This window comes from Aggregatibacter actinomycetemcomitans, assembly GCF_003130205.1.
In the GTDB taxonomy this organism is placed as follows: domain Bacteria; phylum Pseudomonadota; class Gammaproteobacteria; order Enterobacterales; family Pasteurellaceae; genus Aggregatibacter; species Aggregatibacter actinomycetemcomitans_A.
In genome coordinates this window covers 378,123-398,039 of the sequence record NZ_NRDF01000001.1, presented here as the reverse complement: position 1 = coordinate 398,039, position 19,917 = coordinate 378,123, and the positions used below count along the sequence as shown (strand labels likewise).

At 45.6% G+C, this 19,917-nt stretch carries 17 protein-coding genes and 1 riboswitch; of the genes, 11 read left to right on the top strand and 6 right to left on the bottom strand.

All coding sequences use genetic code 11. The annotated features are described in order from the left end of the window. Window positions 1-11: 11 nt before the first annotated feature. On the bottom strand, window positions 12-1,469 hold the full coding sequence (locus DK423_RS01830) for a DASS family sodium-coupled anion symporter (protein ID WP_005557085.1): 1,458 nt from the start codon (window positions 1,467-1,469) through the stop codon (window positions 12-14). A 225-nt stretch (window positions 1,470-1,694) separates the two neighbouring features. Here DK423_RS01830 and DK423_RS01825 point away from each other — a divergent pair, with 225 nt between their 5' ends. Beyond that, the gene (locus DK423_RS01825) at window positions 1,695-2,474 is read left to right on the top strand and encodes an MmcQ/YjbR family DNA-binding protein (RefSeq protein ID WP_061886961.1); all 780 of its coding nucleotides are present in this window, start codon (window positions 1,695-1,697) and stop codon (window positions 2,472-2,474) included. Between the two features lie 300 nt (window positions 2,475-2,774). Here DK423_RS01825 and torA read toward each other — a convergent pair whose 3' ends face one another. Both torA and DK423_RS01815 read right to left on the bottom strand, forming a co-directional pair. After that, window positions 2,775-5,264 (bottom strand): trimethylamine-N-oxide reductase TorA, encoded by a 2,490-nt coding sequence (gene torA, locus DK423_RS01820; RefSeq protein WP_005557078.1) that lies wholly within the window; start codon window positions 5,262-5,264, stop codon window positions 2,775-2,777. 60 nt (window positions 5,265-5,324) lie between these two features. Further along, window positions 5,325-6,425: a NapC/NirT family cytochrome c gene (locus DK423_RS01815; RefSeq protein WP_005557076.1), complete on the bottom strand. Its 1,101-nt coding sequence runs from the start codon at window positions 6,423-6,425 to the stop codon at window positions 5,325-5,327. 305 nt (window positions 6,426-6,730) lie between these two features. Here DK423_RS01815 and thiI point away from each other — a divergent pair, with 305 nt between their 5' ends. Both thiI and rhuM read left to right on the top strand, forming a co-directional pair. Then, on the top strand, window positions 6,731-8,188 hold the full coding sequence (gene thiI / locus DK423_RS01810) for a tRNA uracil 4-sulfurtransferase ThiI (protein WP_109043853.1): 1,458 nt from the start codon (window positions 6,731-6,733) through the stop codon (window positions 8,186-8,188). Window positions 8,189-8,479: 291 nt separating this feature from the next. Continuing rightward, a complete protein-coding gene (gene rhuM, locus DK423_RS01805; RefSeq protein WP_005557072.1) occupies window positions 8,480-9,472 on the top strand; it encodes a virulence protein RhuM/Fic/DOC family protein in 993 nt (330 codons plus the stop codon). Between the two features lie 64 nt (window positions 9,473-9,536). Here the strand turns inward: rhuM and DK423_RS01800 are convergent, their stop codons facing one another. Then, window positions 9,537-10,505, bottom strand: a complete 969-nt coding sequence (locus tag DK423_RS01800; protein WP_005557070.1) for a gluconeogenesis factor YvcK family protein — start codon at window positions 10,503-10,505, stop codon at window positions 9,537-9,539. A gap of 232 nt (window positions 10,506-10,737) precedes the next feature. Then, window positions 10,738-10,886, top strand: a riboswitch (molybdenum cofactor riboswitch). Between DK423_RS01800 and moaA the strand changes: the two genes are divergently transcribed. The 6 genes from moaA to DK423_RS01770 all read left to right on the top strand — a co-directional run bounded on the left by moaA (window position 10,875) and on the right by DK423_RS01770 (window position 14,439). Next, window positions 10,875-11,888 carry a GTP 3',8-cyclase MoaA gene (gene moaA, locus DK423_RS01795; protein ID WP_005557066.1) on the top strand — a complete coding sequence of 338 codons (1,014 nt, stop codon included), beginning with the start codon at window positions 10,875-10,877 and terminating at the stop codon, window positions 11,886-11,888. It overlaps the preceding riboswitch by 12 nt. A gap of 52 nt (window positions 11,889-11,940) precedes the next feature. Further along, window positions 11,941-12,423 (top strand): cyclic pyranopterin monophosphate synthase MoaC, encoded by a 483-nt coding sequence (gene moaC / locus DK423_RS01790; protein WP_005557065.1) that lies wholly within the window; start codon window positions 11,941-11,943, stop codon window positions 12,421-12,423. After that, window positions 12,423-12,668: a molybdopterin synthase sulfur carrier subunit gene (moaD, locus tag DK423_RS01785; RefSeq protein WP_005557063.1), complete on the top strand. Its 246-nt coding sequence runs from the start codon at window positions 12,423-12,425 to the stop codon at window positions 12,666-12,668. Before moaC ends, moaD begins: the two co-directional genes overlap by 1 nt. After that, window positions 12,669-13,124: a molybdopterin synthase catalytic subunit MoaE gene (gene moaE / locus DK423_RS01780; RefSeq protein WP_005557062.1), complete on the top strand. Its 456-nt coding sequence runs from the start codon at window positions 12,669-12,671 to the stop codon at window positions 13,122-13,124. 200 nt (window positions 13,125-13,324) lie between these two features. Next, complete coding sequence (gene sspA, locus DK423_RS01775; RefSeq protein ID WP_005576299.1) at window positions 13,325-13,966, top strand: stringent starvation protein SspA; 642 nt, start codon at window positions 13,325-13,327, stop codon at window positions 13,964-13,966. Window positions 13,967-13,977: 11 nt separating this feature from the next. Then, the gene (locus DK423_RS01770) at window positions 13,978-14,439 is read left to right on the top strand and encodes a ClpXP protease specificity-enhancing factor (RefSeq protein ID WP_061886855.1); all 462 of its coding nucleotides are present in this window, start codon (window positions 13,978-13,980) and stop codon (window positions 14,437-14,439) included. 160 nt (window positions 14,440-14,599) lie between these two features. On the opposite strand, the gene asnS is transcribed toward DK423_RS01770, so the two are convergent. Continuing rightward, window positions 14,600-16,003, bottom strand: a complete 1,404-nt coding sequence (gene asnS / locus DK423_RS01765) for an asparagine--tRNA ligase (protein WP_109043852.1) — start codon at window positions 16,001-16,003, stop codon at window positions 14,600-14,602. A gap of 195 nt (window positions 16,004-16,198) precedes the next feature. On the opposite strand from asnS, the gene DK423_RS01760 reads away from it, so the two are divergent. After that, window positions 16,199-17,428 carry an ROK family protein gene (locus DK423_RS01760; protein ID WP_005557051.1) on the top strand — a complete coding sequence of 410 codons (1,230 nt, stop codon included), beginning with the start codon at window positions 16,199-16,201 and terminating at the stop codon, window positions 17,426-17,428. Between the two features lie 76 nt (window positions 17,429-17,504). Continuing rightward, window positions 17,505-18,233: a dethiobiotin synthase gene (gene bioD, locus DK423_RS01755; protein WP_005557049.1), complete on the top strand. Its 729-nt coding sequence runs from the start codon at window positions 17,505-17,507 to the stop codon at window positions 18,231-18,233. A gap of 85 nt (window positions 18,234-18,318) precedes the next feature. Here bioD and lsrK read toward each other — a convergent pair whose 3' ends face one another. Then, window positions 18,319-19,893, bottom strand: a complete 1,575-nt coding sequence (gene lsrK, locus DK423_RS01750; RefSeq protein WP_061886302.1) for an autoinducer-2 kinase — start codon at window positions 19,891-19,893, stop codon at window positions 18,319-18,321. Window positions 19,894-19,917 lie beyond the last annotated feature (24 nt).

Below are 19,917 nucleotides of genomic sequence, written 5' to 3'. Positions count from 1 at the left end.
CGGCGTTTCTTTTACCACCAACCTAATAATTTCATCCATAATCCGCCTGCGCCGAACCAGATGATGAGGGAAATGATGGAGGTGATGAAACTTACGCCCCACCATTGGCCGGTTGAATTATAGCCCGATCCGTAAAGTGCAGGGCCGGGGCCGCCGGCGTATTGGGTTAAGCTCATAGATAATGTGGAGGTGTAACCTAAGCCGAGCGCGGCGATAATCGGTGGTGTGCCGACGGCAATGGCGGCGGCAACGAAAGCCAGATACATAGCGGAAATATGCGCCATGGCGGAGGCGAAGAAGTAGCGGGTGTAGAAATACACCAAGACTAAAATCGTAAAGGCAACCGGCCAACTAAACGCGCCCACGGAAGAGGAAATGTGGCTGGAAATCCACGCAATGGCGCCGTATTTATTGAGGGCATTCGCCATCATTACTAAGACCGCAAACCAGAACATGGTGTCCCACGCGGTGGTTTCGGCAACGATGTTTTTCCAGCTCATGATGTTGGTGAGCAGTAAAATCACTAAGCCGATAAAGGCGGAAACGGTCGCCGGAATGTGGAAGACCAAATCGCCCACCGTCCATAAGAACAGCAATAAGATGAAGTCCAGCGCTAAGATCCATTCGGCTTTACTCATCGGACCCATGTTACGCAATTCTTCCCGCGCCATTTCTGCCATTTTCGGCGTGTCTTTGAGTTCCGGCGGATAGATTAAATAGACGAAATACGGTAACACGATAAGGCTGATCACGCCCGGTACGATGGCACCTAAAAACCAGGTCATCCAAGTAATTTCAACGCCTTGACCTTTGGCAAGTTCGGCGATTAACGGGTTACCCGCCATGGCGGTGAGGAACATGGTACATACGATGGTGTCGATTTGTGAGACGGCGATCGCCAAAAATGAGCCGGCACGTCTTGCGGTCGGACCGGGTTTGGAATCATAAGCATCGGCGATAGATTGCATAATCGGGTACATAATACCGCCGCCACGCGCCGAGGCGGAAGGAATGCCCGGACCGATAACTACATCGGCTAACGCCATGCCGTAAGCCACGCCCATCATTTTTTTACCGAAGCGGGCAACGAAGTAGAGGGCGATGCGTTTTCCCAGTCCGGTTTTGATCACTGCGCGGGATAAAAACATGGCAATGGCGATTAGCCAAATCGTTCCGTTGGCAAAGCCGGATAGCATACCGACTTCCCCTTGTTTTGGTGAAAGTGGCGTAAGCCCCGTCAGCCCGCTGATAACTAATGCCACTAATGTCGCTGCGCCCATCGGCATGGCTTTGGCGATAATGGTGACAATGGTGGCGACAAACAGCGCGAGCATGCCCCAAGCTTTGGTTGATAGCCCTTCCGGTATGGGAATCAACCAAATCGCCAAACCGACCAAAAACGAAAGCAATAATCCTTGCCACTTGAAACCGAGTTTTACTTCCACCGGCGTTATTGTTTTACTTTCCATTTTTAAACCTCCCGGGTTGATGGACGGAATGTTAAGTGCGTGCGAATAATCCCTTACGCTTTGTAATCCTTTTGCCCATCATATGCCTGTCTTCGCAAGATGTTAAGACAAAAAGCGAAATAAAGTGCGATCGTTTTCAGCGGTGTTTTTGAAGGGTGCAAGTGCGCCACAATTCTGCCGTTTTGGCGTAAAATAGAACGATAAGCAATTTGAAGCGAGGTCAATATGGCAAAACAACCTTTAACCCGACAACTCTTTGATTATGTGTTGACGCAATACGGCACACAGCCGGAATACCTGTGGAAAAGCCATCCCGATTATGCGGTATTGCGTCATGGGGATAATCGCAAATGGTATGCCATTGTGATGAACGTGGAAAAAAACGTATTGGGGTTAATCGGCGCGGGGAAGGTGCCACTCATGAATGTCAAATGTTCCCCGGAGATGCTCAGTTTATTTTTGCCACAAGCGGGATTTTTGCTGGCGTATCACATGAATAAAAATCATTGGTTGACGGTGTTGCTGGACGGTTCGGTGGACAAGGAGACCATTCTGTTTTTGTTGAATGCCAGTTTTGATCTCACCGCGACCCGACAGGCGAAAAAGCAACTGAGCATCGCCCGTTATACGGAATGGATCGTGCCCGCCAATCCGAAATATTACGATGTGGAAAAAGACTTGCGCGAAGGCGGTGAAATTCATTGGAAGCAGAGTAATAACATTGCGGTGGATGATATTGTTTATATGTACGTCACCGAACCCACCGGTGCGATTCGTTATAAATGTTTGGTACTGGAAGTGAACATTCCTTATCGTAAAAAACGAACGGACAATTTGCAGGTGAAACGGGTGATGAAAATCCGTTGCCTGAAAGAATACGACAAAACCCTCATTCCCCGCGCCAAAATGGCACAATTCGGTGTCACCGCCGTGCGCGGACCTCGTCATATGCCCTATGCGTTAAAACAGGAAATTGCGTTATTGAGTGGGGAAGGGGAGCGTTAAAAAACACCCCAAAAACAAACCGCACTCTACATACGCTGAAATCATCATCTTGGCTCCCTCCCGTTTACGGGGGGAGCTGCCGCAGGCTGAGGGGGGGATAAGCCCCTTCCGCCCTTTGGGCACATTACTCGCTATGCTTGCCCCTCGGGGTCATTGGCAAAGCCAACGCTCAAAACACGTTGTGTTTTGTTCCCCGTAAACAGGGGAAAAAAGTGATCTTTATTAGGCAAATTAAAGTTAAAAAACATCCCAAAAACAAACCGCACTTTGATCTCATCAATCCAAAGTGCGGTCGTTTTGTTAGGCATTTTGCGCGGCGTGTTTCGGCTGTTTAAATACAGTGACCTCAGGAGCGTTGCCTACAAATTTTTCTACCTGCACGATACAGGTATTAGGTGAGTTACCCTGTGCCAGTTTGGAGGTGCCTTCGTCGCGGGTGAGTACGTTCGGACAACCGTTTTTGCACAATGGTTTTTCGCTTTCACCTAAATCCATCGGGTCGTACCAGGCGCCTTCATGTAAGGCGACGGTGCCTTTGATGATGTTTTCGGTGACCACAGCGCCGGCAAGTACTTGTCCGCGTTTGCTGTGGATGCGGACGATGTCTCCGTCTTTAATGCCACGCGGGGCGGCATCTTCAGGGTGGAGCATCACCGGTTCACGATCGTTGACCGCATATTTTTGACGCAATGAGGTGTGCGCCAATTGGCTGTGCAGGCGGTAGTACGGGTGCGGTGTCACCAATGCCAACGGATATTCTTCCGTGACGTTGCCGGCAAATTCTTCCGGTTCCATCCAGCTTGGGTGACCTTTGCAATCGTCGTAATTCATTTTGGCAACCACATCGGAATAAATTTCAATTTTACCGGACGGCGTGCCGAGCGGATTGAGCAACGGATCTTCACGGAATTCGCCGTAGCGCACCCATTTTTTCGCCGCGTCACCGGCTTCAAAACGTAACGGTTTATTTTCCGCCCAGAATTTTTCAAAACGTGGCATGGCGACGCGGTTAGTTCGTGCGGCGGTGAAGGCGGCATTGTAGAATTCTTCCAACCATTCCATTTCTGTTTTGCCTTCGGTGTATTGTTCTTCCACGCCCGCACGTTTTGCCAGTTCGACGAAAATATCGTAGTCGTTTTTCGCTTCAAATTGCGGTGGAACCACTTGCTTCATAGGGTAAACGCTCATCATGGAATAGTCACCCGCCATGGTAAGGTCGTTGCGTTCGTAACTGGTGGTTGCCGGCAATACAATGTCAGCCATGCGTGCGGTCGGCGTCCAGTTTACTTCGTTGACGATAACCACATCGGGTTGTTGGAAGGCTTTCACCAAGGTGTTGGTGTCTTGATGGTGCACAAACGGGTTGCCGCCCGCCCAATAGACGGCTTTGATGTCCGGATAGGTGATTTCCGTGCCGTTATACTGAATGGTTTTGCCCGGATTGAGCAACACATCGGCGATACGCGCCAACGGGAAAGCGGATTTGGAAGTGTCGTCTAACCAGGTTTTTGCGCCGGCTTTGGCAGATGGGCTGGCGGTAATGGAACCAATAATGCCGCCTGTCGTACTTGGCACACCGCCATTGGAATAGTGATAACTCAAACCGAATCCTCCGCCCGGCAAGCCGATTTGCCCGAGCATGGCGGCGAGGGTGACGAGCATCCAGTGGCTTTGTTCGCCGTGGCGTTGGCGTTGCATTCCCCAGCCACCCATTAACATGGTGCGTTTACTTGAAAAATCTTTTGCTAATTGTTTAATGGTGTCCGCGGGAATGCCGCAAATTTTGCTCGCCCATTGTGCATCTTTCGGTTGATGGTCGGTTTTGCCCAACAGGTAATCTTCAAATTTTCCATAACCGGCGGTGTATTTTTTCAGGAAGTCTTTATCGTGTTTATTTTCGCTGACTAAAGTATGCGCAATGCCCAGCATTAACGGCACATCCGTTGCGGTGTTGATCGGCAACCATTCTGCGTTCAGCATTTGGCAGGTTTCGCTTTTTTGCGGATCGATACAAATAATGCGTTTGCCGGTGGCTTCGAATTTTTTGAAATATTCTATGCCTTTTTGGTCGGTGGACATCCACGCAATGCGCATGGTGGTTAGCGGGTTTGCCGACCAAAGCACGATAATATCGCTGTGTTCTAACACGGATTCCCAGCTGGTTTGTTGTTCATACACTTCAATAGTGCCGAGCACGTGTGGCATAATCACCTGCGCCGCGCCGGTGGAGTAGTCGCCTTTATGTCCGACGAAACCGCCGGTGGCGTTCATATAACGTTGTAATAAAGTGCGGGAAGCGTGCAATGCGCCGCAACTAAACCAGCCGTAAGAACCGGCGAAAATGCCTGTCGGCCCGTGTTTATCACGCACGCGTTTTAATTGATCGTGCACCAAATCCAGCGCTTCATCCCAAGACACGCGCACCCATTCGTCGCGTCCACGCATGGTGGTGTCGCTTTTGCCCGGATTGGCTAAGAAGCCTTTACGCACCATTGGATATTTCACGCGGGTTTCGCTGTAAAGCTGATCCGGCACGACAGATTGCAATTCGTTCGGTGCAGCAGGCTCAATTGCCGGACCGGATTTCACTGCTTTGCCGTTTTCCACCACCACGCCGATAGGGCCCCAGTGGGCGGCCGTGACCACGGTTTGCATGGTGTTTTCGGCAGCCGCCGCTTTCGGTGAGATAATGGAACCGACCACACCGCCGGAAAGCGATGCGCCCGCTACGCCGAGAGAGGTTTTTTTCAAAAAGTCACGGCGGGTGTGATTAATGTTGCTGTTTTTCATTTAAGCCTCGTTTTGTCGTCATTAAACTGATACCAAGATTTGGGATTTAATTTATCCCTATTATTTTGCTTTCATATCTTTGGCGTTGCGTTGTAAATAAATCGTCACGGCACGCACATCGTCTTTGGTCATGGAAGTGCGATCTTTCATGGAGTTCACCACGCCGATCCATTGATTCGCCGTATAGTGATCGGCGCCGATTGCCGCGTGGCAACCGCTACAATGAGTTTGGTTTAAATTGTTGCCGTATTGATTAAGTGCGGTCAAATCTGAAGACATTTTTTCTTTCGCCACATTCACCGCAAAAGTCACTTCTTTCCATTCGGAATCGGTCACGTCATCGTGTTTGGTTTGCAACACTTGCGCGTTATTGCGCGCGTCTTCATCCACCAAGGCAACCGTAATCCGTTTGCCTAAATCCAAATACACCACAGATTCCGCACCTGTTTGTTGCCAGCCGTGTAATGTGCCGTGAATTTGATCCCCTTGCACCTGCCATTCCGTCACTTCGGCAAATGGCATTAAGCGTACTTCACCGCCTTTCGTGCCTTGGGCTTTCACCATTTCGGTGGCATATAAGGTGGTGTTTTCGGTTATCAGCCCGCCCTTCGGCGCGCCGGATTTTACCGCCGATTGATCGGCGTGAACTTCAGGCAAGAAATGCACGATGCCTTTGTGGCAATCGATACAGGTTTGTCCGTTCGCTTTGGCATCAATATGGGTTTGTTTGGCTAGCTTGGATTGTTTGGACAATTCCATGGCGTCGAAACTATGGCAGCTACGACAGGTTTCCGAATCGGTGGCTTTCATGTCGTCCCACACGCGCTGCGCCATTTCCGCACGGTGTTCTTCATATTTTTCCTTGCTGTCCAATTTGCCTTGCATTTCATACCAAACATCTTTCAAAGCAATGAATTTGGCTTTGACATAATGCCAGCCTTCTTGCGGCACGTGACAATCCGCACATTCGGCGCGGATGCCTTTGGCGTTGGCAAAATGGCTGGAACCTTCCCATTCCTGTTGCGGATGGCTCATGGAATGGCAGCTGACGCAGAATTCCGGCGAGCTGGTCTCGTGCATGACAAACTGCGTCCCCCACAACGCACCTGCCCCAATCCCCATCAGGCAAAGTGCGGTCACAATTTTTTTTGTTTTTGACATGGAATCACTCCGATGTTTGATCGTTTTAATAACTAAAAGAAATTTATAACTACAACGAGTTAGTGTTGATTCTAGTGTATCTAAATATAAATACTTTGATTTCAGTCAAGTAAAATAAATTAATTTCTTTATTTACTTATAAATCAGTAAATTAATTTTATTTCTGTGATAACGATCACGATATAATTAATCGTTATATATATTTTTATATTAAGAGGGTTTGAAAGGCGTTTGAGCCAATGGCAATTTTTGCACTATCTGTTAAAATACGCCCCATTTTTCTCGTGGTTAAAAAGTGAATTAACATGAAATTTATCGTCAAATTATTTCCGGAAATTATGATTAAAAGCGAATCCGTGCGGAAACAGTTCGTGAAAATACTGACCGGTAATATTCGTAACGTATTGGCAAAATACGATGACACCATCGCCGTGGTGAAGCATTGGGATTACATTGAAGTCCGGTCAAAAATCGAAGAGAATTTACCGATGCTTATTGAGCAGCTGCAACGCATTCCGGGGATTCATCATTTTCTGCAAGTGGAAGAAAAATCGTTTAACAGCCTGCATGATATTTTTGAGCAAACCCTGTCCAATGTGGCGCCGCAACTGGAAAACAAAACCTTTTGCGTGCGGGTAAAACGCAAAGGCAAACATGAATTTAACTCGCTGGACGCGGAACGTTATATCGGCGGCGGGCTGAATCAACATATCGCCAGCGCTAAAGTGCAGCTGAAAAATCCCGATGTGACGGTACGCATTGAAATTGAAGACGACAAAATGATGCTGGTGCGCGTCCGTTACGAAGGCATCGGCGGTTATCCGATCGGCACCCAGGAAGACGTGCTGTCGCTGATTTCCGGCGGATTCGATTCCGGCGTGTCCAGTTATATGTTGTTGCGTCGCGGTTCGCGCGTACATTATTGCTTCTTTAATTTAGGCGGCGCGGCACACGAAATCGGTGTGAAACAAATGGCGTATTACATTTGGCAACGTTACGGCAGCTCGCATAAAGTGCGTTTTGTGGCGATTAACTTTGAAGGCGTGGTGGGCGAGATTCTGGAAAACGTGGATAACGGACAAATGGGCGTGGTGCTCAAACGCATGATGGTGCGTGCCGCTTCCAAAATCGCGCAACGTTTCGACATTCAGGCGATTGTCACCGGCGAGGCGTTAGGGCAGGTTTCCAGCCAAACCTTAACCAATTTACGTTTAATTGATGAAGCCGCCGAGGTGTTGGTGTTGCGTCCGTTAATCACGCACGACAAAGAACAAATCATCGCCATGGCAAAACACATCGGCACCGACGACATAGCCAAATCCATGCCGGAATTCTGCGGCGTGATTTCTAAAAATCCGACGGTGAAAGCCATTAAAGCGAAAATCGAACAGGAAGAGGGAAATTTCAATTTTGCCGTGTTGGAACGTGCGGTAGAAAATGCGCAATATTTGGATATTCGTCAAATCGCCGAGCAGACGGAAAAAGAGGTGGGTTCCGTGGATACTGTTTCCGTGTTGGGGGCAAATGACGTGATTATCGACATTCGCAGCCCGGAAGAAATCGACGAAAAACCGTTACATATTGAAAATCAAATGATGATTTTGTTACCGTTCTACAAACTGTCTAATCAATTTGCCGAGTTGGATCAAAGCAAAAATTATGTGCTGTATTGCGAACGCGGCGTGATGAGCAAATTACAGGCGCTGTATTTGAAAGAGAACGGGTTTAATAATGTGAAGGTGTTTAAGAAATCCGTTTCCTGACGCATTCCATAAACTAAATTTTTGCATAAAAAGTGCGGTGGGTTTTCGTAGTGAAAAAACGTTGAGAAAACCCACCGCACTTTTTCTTTCAATGATCAAATTTCAAATACCGAACCGGCAGGGATTTCATGGCGTTGTATCTTTTCGTTGAAGCGTAAATTTTATTAAACAAAAAATGTGAATTTTGCGATCTACGTAGCGATTTAAGTGCAACCATCTTTTTCGGTGTTTTGCTTTTCTTATAATCTATTGTTTCATATTGAGTCGGTTTATGGCATAAGGATTAATTCAATGAATAACCAAATTCAGATTTATACCAATCAGGACGGGAAAGTTTCGTTAACCGTGTCTTTTGAGAAGGAGACGGTTTGGCTTAGCCAGTCTGAAATGGCGAAATTATTTAGTACAAGCACAGATAATATTAGTCTGCATCTTAAAAATATTTATTTGGAACATGAGCTTGATGAAATTTCAACTACCGAGGATTTCTCGGTAGTTCGACAAGAAGGTAAGCGTAATGTTAAGCGTACAATTAAATATTACAACCTTGATGCTATCATTTCCGTGGGATATCGGATTAGTTCTAAGCGGGCTACGCAATTTCGCCAATGGGCTACACAAACCCTGAAGCAATATTTGGTGCAGGGTTACGCATTAAATGAGCGACGTTTACAAGAACGAGGCATTGAATTTGAACAAGTCATAGGCTTGCTTGGGCAGACGTTAAGCAATCAATCGTTGTTATCTGACGAAGGCAAAGCCGTATTGTCGGTTGTGCAGGATTATGCGCGAAGTTGGAGTTTGTTACAGGCTTACGATGAGCAAAGCCTAACGACGAATCAGCAGAAGCAGAATAATATGGTTCCGTTGGTGTTGGATGACGTATTACAGGCAATTTCTCAATTAAAACGGGCGTTAGTGGAAAAAGGGGAAGCGACGGCGTTATTTGGACAACAACGAAATTCTGGTTTAGCTTCCGCCATTGCAACGATTGAACAGGGATTCGGTGATACGCTTTTTTATCCGAATATTGCCAGCCGAGCGGCTAATTTATTGTATTTTATTATCAAAAATCATCCGTTGACCGATGGCAATAAACGCACAGGATCTTTCCTGTTTTTATGGTATTTGCGATTAAATCAACACTTATTGGCAAAGCCGGTAGAACAGTTAATTAATGATAATACCTTAGTGGCATTGGCATTGCTTGCGGCGGAAAGTTTGCCTGAACAGAAAGAACTCATGATTAAGCTGATTGAGCATTTTATTTTGCTAAAAAGCTAGTGCTCAAATTTCAGAATAAATAAAAGTGCGGTGAAAATTCTCTGTGTTTTTTCACCGCACTTTTTTAGATATTAATAGCTTCCAAATGCTCTTCGTAGTCGCGCGATTCCGGCAATTCGCCCAATAGTTCGTCAATGGCGGAGCAGAGGAGGGCGCGGTCGTGGCGGTAGGTGATGTCGTCGGCGTTGAGACGGCCGGCGAGGATTTTAATGTCGTGCAGATTTTCCGGTGCGTTGTCAAAGGGGACAATGGCAGCATCAATGATCGGTTTGCCGACGGTGTCGTTAATCCACTGGATGCGATCGGCAAGGGAAAGTCTTGCAGCGGGGCTACGTTCGACGCCGAGGTTATCAATAAAAATTTTCTTGGCTTGGCTTTGTTGTAATTGTTCGATGACTTCAGGCAAGAGAACCGGCGGTAGAATACTGGTTAAAAAACTGCCGGGTCCGAATAAAATGACTTCCGCTTCTTTTAGCGCGCTAATGGCTTCCGGTGTGGCTTGCACGTAGGGAACAAGAAAAATGGATTTCGGCAGTTCGGTTAAGCTGTCCACGCTCACTTCGCCTACCACGCTGGCGCCGCTGCCTGAAATGGCGGCCAGATGCACAGGCTGTTCCGACATCGGCACGATAAAAGATTTAACATCAAGCAAATCACGAATCAGATTAACGGCTTCCATCGGGCGAATATGCAAATCTTCCAAGGCTTTCAGCATCAAATTGCCGAGATTGTGTCCCGCCAATTCGCCGTTGCCGCTGAAACGATATTCAAACAAGGCGGAGGCGGTACTCGGTTGTATGATGATTTGATTTAAACAATTGCGTAAATCGCCCCAGGCAATGCCGCCCTGATCACTGCGAATGCGTCCTGTAGAACCGCCGTTATCGGTGGTGGTAACAATGGCGGTGAGGCGCTCGTTCATAAAACTTAAGGCTGACATGACCCGACCTAATCCGTGTCCTCCGCCAATCGCCACGATTTTTTTAATTTTGCTCAGATTTTCGTGTTGTTGATAGCCGTTAAAGTCCGCCACTTTATTTTCCTTTATTTTCCTTTATTTTCTTTTTGGCAATGGTAACGATTTATTTTTGTTCGTTAGTTTATAATTATTATGAGGTAGATAAATACCGTTTTATTGTTATTTTTTATCGTTATGTAATTTATTATATAATTGATTTTAAAGAATTTTATTATTTTATAATCTAGATCAAATTAATTGATTGCAATTGCCGAATTTAATCTTTTACAATATAAAAAACTTAATTTAACGCATATAACTCCGAGCTTACTTAACCTACGTTTTGGTCTCAAAATAGGGTGGTAATGCCAATAATACGCAGTCCGTATTATTCAGGGATACGTTGGAAACGATTTATCCTCTCCGTTTTTAGAAAGGTGTCAAATGCAAACCATTCCAATCAAAAACGTTGGGGCGACTCAATTAGTTGATTCGTTCCAACGTGCGTATTACTATTTGCGACTGTCAATTACCGATGTGTGTAATTTCCGTTGCAATTATTGCCTGCCTGACGGTTATCAACCGGAACCCAACAAGCCGAGCTTTTTAACCTTGGATGAAATTCGTCGTTTGGTGAACAGCTTTAGCATCATGGGAACGGAAAAAGTACGCATCACCGGCGGTGAACCGACCTTACGCAAAGACTTTCTCGTTATCGCCGAAACGATCAGCCAAATTGAGGGCATCAAACAAATCGCCTTAACCACCAATGGTTTTCGTTTACTGAAAGACGTCGAGCACTGGAAAAATGCCGGCATCACATCCATTAATGTAAGTGTTGACAGCTTGGATGCCAGAATGTTCCAACGGATTACCGGCGTAGATAAATTTGATGACATTATGCGCGGCATTGATCGCGCTTTTGAATGCGGCTATCAAAAAATTAAAGTGAATTCCGTGTTAATGAAAGATTTAAATGACAAGGATTTTTCCGGTTTTCTGGCGTGGATTAAAGACAAACCCGTTCAAATGCGTTTTATTGAATTAATGCAAACCGGCGAAATGAATGCTTTCTTCCAAAAACATCATTTATCCGGGCAGATTCTGGAACAGAAATTACTGCGCTCAGGTTGGCAGTTGCAGGTGAAAAATCGTTCTGATGGTCCGGCAAAAGTGTTTCGCCATCCTGAGTATGTGGGCGAAATCGGCTTAATTATGCCTTATGAGAAAAATTTCTGCGCCGGTTGTAACCGTTTACGGGTTTCTGCCAAAGGGAAATTGCACCTTTGTTTATTCGGCGAAGAAGGCATTGAATTACGCGATTTGTTACAATCCGATAAACAACAACTTCTTTTGCAATCAAGAATTTTCTCTGCGTTACAAGGTAAGCGTGAGCATCATTATCTGCACATCGGCGATAGTGGCGTACGTAATCATTTGGCAAGTATCGGCGGTTAATGCACGCCGATTTTGAAAAACATCAAGAAAATCAACCGCACTTTTAATTATCATGACCACATTTACTCACATTAATTCCCATGGGGAAGCCAATATGGTGGACGTTTCCGCCAAAGCCGAAACCGTCCGTGAAGCCCGCGCCGAGGCTTATGTTCGTATGGCGCCCGAAACCTTACAAATGATCCTGTCCGGTCAGCATCACAAAGGCGATGTGTTCGCTACCGCCCGCATTGCCGGCATTCAAGCGGCAAAACGAACGTGGGAATTGATTCCCTTGTGTCATCCGTTGTTGCTTTCGAAAGTTGAAGTGAGTTTGACGCCACTTCCTGAAACCAATCAGGTGCGTATTGAAAGCCTGTGTAAATTAACCGGTAAAACGGGCGTGGAAATGGAAGCCTTAACCGCGGCGAGTGTTGCGGCATTGACGATTTACGATATGTGCAAAGCGGTGCAAAAGGATATGGTGATTGAAACCGTGCGTTTGCTGGAAAAGTGCGGTGGAAAATCCGGGCATTTTATCGCGGAGAGAAAATAATGTTACGCGTTTTATTTTTTGCGCAAACCCGAGAATTAATCGGCTTGGATTTTATTGAAGTGGAAGGCGATTTCACAACGGCAGAAGAGATACGCCAACACTTAGCCGCGAAAGGCGATAAATGGGCGTTGGCATTGCAATCGGATAAATTATTGGTTGCCATAAATCAAACTCTGATGCCGCCGCAAAGTGTGGTCAAAAATGGCGATGAAATTGCGTTTTTCCCGCCGGTCACCGGGGGCTAAATGGACGATATTCAGATTTCCGTGCAGCAACAGCCTTTCGATCAGAATGCGGTATATCGTTGGTTAAGTGAGCAACATTCGGTGGGTGCCACAGTGATTTTTGTCGGCAAAGTGCGCGACATGAATTTGGGGGATGAAGTCAGCAGTTTGTATTTGGAACATTATCCCGCCATGGCCTATAAGGCGTTGTTAGATATTGCCCAACAGGCAAAAGTGCGGTGGGATTTACAGAAGATTTCCATTATTCATCGGGTCGGCTTACTGCATACGGGCGATGAAATAGTGTTGGTGGGAACCGCGGCGGCACACCGTAGCGATGCCTATCACGCCAATGAGTTCATTATGGATTATTTAAAAACCAAAGCGCCTTTTTGGAAAAAAGAACAAACGGAAAAAGGCGCGCATTGGATTGAAGGGCGTGATAGCGATTATGTCGCTGCCGATAAATGGAAATAAGCCTGACCCTATTTTATCCCTAACGGAAAAATCCCTGATTTCTTCACGAAACAGGGGATTTTTTTCGGGCCGAACGTAAAATCTCGTGGTTTTCTTGGAAAAGAACGGTCGCTTTATGCTAGAATAAGCGACCGTTTTTCTTGGTATCGGGTGATACCAATTGAATATTTTAAAATTATTTTGAGTCGTCGGAGGAATAGATGACAAGTTCTGCAAATAAACGTTCTGTAATGACGCTATTTTCAAAAAAAACTGATGTTTATTGCCACCAAGTGCGCATCGTTTTAGCAGAGAAAGGCGTGGCTTATGAAACGGAAATTGTAGATCAGCAAGTATTATCAGAAGATTTAATGGAACTTAATCCGTATGGTACCTTGCCGACTTTAGTTGATCGTGATCTCGTCTTATTTAATTCCCGCATTATTATGGAATACCTGGATGAACGTTTTCCGCATCCGCCGTTAATGCCGGTTTATCCTGTTGCGCGCGGCAAAAGTCGTTTATTAATGTTACGCATTGAACAGGATTGGTATCCAACCTTAGAAAAAGCGCAATATGACTTATCCGAAGCAGAACGTGCTGCTGCATTGAAGCAATTGAAAGAAGAAATTCTTGCCGTTGCGCCGATTTTTAATCAGAACACCTACTTTATGAGCGACGAATTTAGCTTAATCGACTGCTACATGGCGCCGTTGTTATGGCGTATGCAGGAATTAGGCGTAGAATTCAGCGGTGCCGGCAGCAAAGCGATTAAAGCCTATATGACCCGTGTTTTTGAACGGGATTCTTTCCTGCAATCCGTGGGCGAATTAGCACCGAAAAATCTCATGGATGAAAAATAATAGGTCATCTCATGGAATATAAATCCTCACCGAAACGCCCTTATTTATTAAGGGCTTATTACGACTGGTTAATTGATAACGATTTTACGCCGTATTTGGTGGTAGATGCCACCTATTGGGGCGTAAAAGTGCCGGTAGAGTATGTCAAAGACGGGCAAATCGTTTTAAATTTGTCTGCCAATGCCACCAGGAATTTGCAGTTAACTAATGATTTTATTCAATTTAATACGCGTTTTCGTGGTGTGCCTCAAGATATTTATATTCCCCTTGGCGCCGCATTAGCGATTTATGCCCGTGAAAATGGTGACGGTGTAATGTTTGAACCCGAAGCCGCTTATGAATATCCAGAGCAGGCGGAAGAGCAACAGACAGGTTTTGAAAATGCCGTAGATAAAACGGATCAAAAGGATAAATCGGATAAACCGAAATCCACCGAGAAAAAATCCACCTCTCATTTACGCATTGTAAAATAGTTGTTCGATCATCAAATCAAAAACACTGAAAAAAGATACCGCACTTTGGTATCTTTTTTGTTATCAGGGGAAAAAAGTGCGGTCGTTTTTTCCGGTGTTTTTGAAGGTATAAAAAATCGCCTTGCTAGTTAAACAAGTCGATTTTTTCATTTGTGATGAATTAGAAATTCGCGTTGCGCGGCGCCCGCGGGAACGGGATGACATCACGAATATTTTGTAAGCCTGTTACATAAACGATTAAACGTTCAAAGCCCAAACCAAAGCCGGAATGCGGAACCGTGCCGTAACGACGCAAATCACGATACCACCAGTAATCTTCAGGATTTAAACCCATTTCTTCCATGCGTTTGTCTAATACGTCCAAACGTTCTTCACGTTGCGAACCGCCGATAATCTCACCAATGCCCGGGGCTAATACGTCCATTGCCGCAACGGTTTTTCCGTCGTCATTTAAGCGCATATAAAAGGCTTTGATGTCTTTCGGATAGTTTTTCACCACAACAGGGGATTTGAAATAGTCTTCCGCCAAATAGCGTTCGTGTTCGGAGGAAAGGTCGATCCCCCAAGATACCGGGAATTCAAAGGTTTTACCGGATTTCAGTAAAATCTCAATGGCATCGGCGTAATCCACTTGTGCAAAATCGGAGTTAATGAAATGTTCCAAACGGTTGATAACGTCTTTATCCACGTGCTTGGCAAAGAATTCCAAATCATCACGACGTTCCGCCAACACGGCGCGGAAAACGTATTTCAACATATCTTCGGCAAGTTTGGCGTTATCGGCAAGGGTTGCGAATGCCACTTCCGGTTCGATCATCCAGAATTCCGCCAAGTGGCGGGTTGTGTTGGAGTTTTCAGCGCGGAAGGTTGGTCCGAAGGTGTAAATTTTACTTAATGCGCAAGCATAGGTTTCACCGTTTAACTGACCAGACACCGTGAGGAACGATTCTTTACCGAAGAAATCTTGGCTAAAATCCACCGCACCTTTGTCTGTGCGTGGCAAATTTTCTAAATCTAAGGTGGAAACGCGGAACATTTCACCCGCACCTTCCGTATCGGAAGCAGTGATTAACGGTGTCGCCACCCAGTAGAAACCCTGCTCATGGAAGAAGAGATGAATGGCTTGCGCCAAACAATGCCGAACGCGGGCAACCGCGCCGATAATATTGGTACGCGGGCGTAGGTGCGCCACTTCGCGTAAATATTCGATAGAGTGACGTTTTGCCGCCATCGGGTAAGTTTCCGGATCTTCCACCCAACCGGTGACTTCCACTTTCTCCGCTTGTAATTCTACCGCCTGACCTTCTGCCGGCGATTCGACCACCGTGCCGGTGACAACCACGGAACAACCCGCCGTTAAGCGTAAAACTTCAGATTCATAATTGGCAATGTCATTATTTACGATAGCTTGAATTGGTGCGAAGCAAGAACCGTCATAAACGGCAAGAAAGGATAGACCTGCTTTGGAGTCGCGACGGGTACGCACCCAGCCGCGCACAGTCACTTTTTCGCCAATTGCAATTTTGCCTTGCAGCACATTTACAATTGATGCAATTTTTTTCATATATACCTCAAAATTAATACATTTTTGAAAACCGGGTTAGTTTACCTCAAGTTAGAAAAATTACCAAAATCTATCGGAAGTTTTTATTTTTGTGACAGGGAACACAGATTTGACTTAAATTTCTTGAATAAAAGCAATGAGCTGGTATAAATAATTTCACTAAATAAATTATTATAAAAAATACGGAATTATTTAATGAAAAAGGAAGATAAAACCCCATCTCGTTTAATTCAGCTTGGTAAAATTTACCGTTTAATCGAGCAGTTTGAAGAAATCTCACGTATTGAATTATCAAAACTTTCCGGTTTAGCGCCGGCATCCATTACATCGTTGAGCCGTTCTCTCATTGAAAAACGATTGATTATGGAAAAAACCTCAAGAAATACCGACAACCGCGGACGTCCTGCCATTGCCCTATGTGTTTCGCCTTTTTATTGGCAAGCTTTATGTGCCACGTTGATGGAGGATCGGTTTGAAATTATTTTAAGCGAATTGGACGGCGTAATTATTGAACAAAGCGTTTTCCCGTTGCAAAAAGATGATTTAGAATGTCTGGATAAATTTTTGGTAAAAAGCGTAAAACAATTTTTGGCTGAAACCCACTCACTTGCCCGCCCGATAACCTTTTCCGTTACCGTGGGCGGTGAATTGGATAAAAACGGTCATCTGATTAAACTGGGATGTACGAAATTTGCCCATTTAGATCTAAAGTCCTTGTTTACGCCTTATTTCAATATTCCGATTTTAATTGCCGAATATTTCAAAACCTGGTTACTCGCGGAATCTACCTTGGGTAATGTGATCAACTGTGATGATGTGTTGTTTCTGCAGTTGGACGATGAAATTAACCTCAGCGTGTTATCAGAAGGGGAGCTGTTATTTAGCCGGGAACAGGACAAAATCAATATCAATCATTTGATTGTGCCGCGCTTAAACGAGCTTCAAGCGCTCATTAACCACGATTTACCGGAAGTTGAGCGTTACCAGGTACAACATCAAATCACCCATCGGGCGATTGCACAGTTTATTGATGCCCTTTATCCGAATCGTGTTTTCAACAACAATTCCGAGAAAATGAATTTCCTGTGTGAACAGATTCAATTAAAAGATAAAAACGCGTTGCGGATTATTGAACATATTACCGATTGCCTGGCTTATATCTTGATGAATCTGGTTCATATTTTTTCCGCGCGGCGGGTGATGCTGAACTCCAGCTTGCTGCAACTGAAAGATTTCCTGCTCGAACAGCTTAATCGTAAACTAAAGTCCTATTTAGTCGATAACATCAGCACAGTTTCAGTGATTGCCGGCAAATATGAATGGAATAGCCCGATCGTCGCTGCTTCTGCGATTAAGCAGGGCATATATGACGGAAGTTTGCTGACGTCGTTGGTAAAACAAGAAGAAAACATCATAAATTTTTAAAACTTTGTTTTAGCTCAATATCACGCATTGTAATTTTCTTTAGAATCTATTCTTATAGTATGAGAAGGGGAATACAATGAGTAGTTTTTTTGTTACCGGTACGGACACCGATGTAGGTAAAACTGTTGTTAGTCGCGCGATCATGCAGGCTTTACAGAAAATCGGCATACAGATCGTCGGTTATAAGCCAATTGCATTCGGGCAAGAAGACGTGATTTATCCCGACAGTCAAAAGCAGACAACCGGCGATTATGACGGGAAAGATAATCCCGACGTATTAACGTTAATGAACAGCACCAAAGAAAAAGTGCATTACGAAGACGTCAACAGCTATACTTTCCGGCACTCTATGCCCATTTTGAATGAAAGTTGCAAACGTGTTCAAATTAATAAGCTAAATGTGGATTTAGCACGTTTATGTTCTCGTTACCAATCCGTTTTAGTGGAAGGTGCCTTCGGTTGGCTAACGCCGATCAATAAGGATTACAGTTTTGCCGATTGGGCCGGTGAGCAAAAAATGCCTGTTGTTTTAGTAGTGGGTATTAAAGAGGGGTGCATTAACCACACCTTATTAACCGTGCAATCGATTCTTGAACGTGGTTTACCGCTGCTCGGCTGGGTCGCAAACCGAATAAACCCGGGCTTAGGGCATTATGCCGAAGTGATCGAAACCCTAAAACAAAAAGTCGATGCTCCACTACTGGGTGAGGTTTCTTATCTTCACAAACCGGAAGAACAAGACCTCAGCCGTTTCATCACCGACATCGACCGCTTGACATATATGCAAACGGAACCGGTGGCATAAAAGTGCGGTGGTATTTGGACGACAATTTTTACTGTATATCAATAAAAAGTCGTAGAATCAATTTCCTACGACTTTTTATAGCCTACTACAATCCCGGCGCCTTCCATAAAGACGTGGTTAATCCGCTATCGACCAATTGTAATTGTTTTTTATAAATATCCGCCCATTGCGCTTTGTGAGCTTGATATAAAGCGTAGTTATCCGGATTCGGTTGATGTTGCCGTTCAAATTTAACCAGCTTTTTCCCGGCATCGGCTAAGGACGGATAAATGCTGACTCCGACGCCTGCGGCAATGGCACAACCTAGTGCCGTCGCTTCTTTGACAACCGGAATGTTTACCGTTAATCCGGTGACATCGGCTAAGATCTGGCTCCATAATTTGCCTTTAGAACCGCCACCGGCAAAGACGATGGAGGTTAATTTAACTCCCGAGAATTTTTGTACCTGATCCAAGTTGCAGGAGGAAACGATTGCGGCATTTTCTTCCAAGGCACGGAATAATACGGCTTTGTTACATTTGTCGGGATCGATAGAGAGATTAATAAAAGACGGTGCGGCGTGATACCAGGCTTTAAAATGCATGGCATCGGAGAAAATCGGGATCACGTCATTGGCGCCGACAGGCACGCGTTCCGCCATTTGTTCCAGCAGCGCATAAGCATCGGTGCCCAGTTTTTCCGCCAGTCTTTTTTCTTCTTCGCAAAATGCGTCACGGAACCAGCGCATGGTTAATCCGGTGAAAAAGCTAATGGATTCCGCCTGCACTAACGGCGGGATAACGTGCGGGTTAATACGTACGTTCATTTCCGGGTCGGTCACCGCCTGCGGTAAATTCACCACTTGTTGCCAGAACGTACCGCCGATAACGGCGGCTTGAGCAGGTTCGGTGACGCCTAAACCAATACAACCCAACTGCACATCCCCGCCGCCGACCACAACCGGTGTGCCTTGCGCTAAACCGGTTTGTTGTGCGACGTCGGCAGTGACTTCGCCCAAACGCGTACCAGTTTCTTTTACCGGCGTCAGAATATCCGAATTTAACCCCGCCATATCCAGTAATTCGGGCGACCATTGACGCGTTGTCAGACTCAACATGCCGGTCGTGCCGGCATTGGAGGGTTCCACCGCCAGCTCGCCGCTTAACATAAATGCCAGCCAATCGCTGATCATGGAAATGGCTTTGGTATGGCGATAAATATTGGGACGATGATGTGCCAGCCATAATAGACGGGGAACGGCGCTAAGCGCTAAGGTTTGACCGGAGACGGAATACAGCTGTTGTTCGAACGTATAGTTGTGTAGCGTTTTTAGCTCTTTGACTTCTTCCACCGCACGGGCATCTACGTTACCGCACGCCCAAATCGGTGTTTTATGCTCGTCGTAAAGCACGATCCCTTCACGCATGGAACAGGTGGAAATCGCCGCAATTTGCTGCGCCTGAATTTGGGCTTTATTCAGCACTTGACGAATGCAGTCGCAGGTTAGTTGCCAGTTATTGGTTAAATCAAATTCCATTGAGCCGGGAATATCAGGATCGGATAAGTGCGTCCATTCCCGTTGAGCAGCGGCGATTTGATTGCCGTCTAAATCAAAAATAACCGCCCGAACACTGCCTGTGCCGGCATCTAATGCCATCAGATAAACAGCTTGATTATTCATTATTTTCTCCTCTTGTTTGGGAAG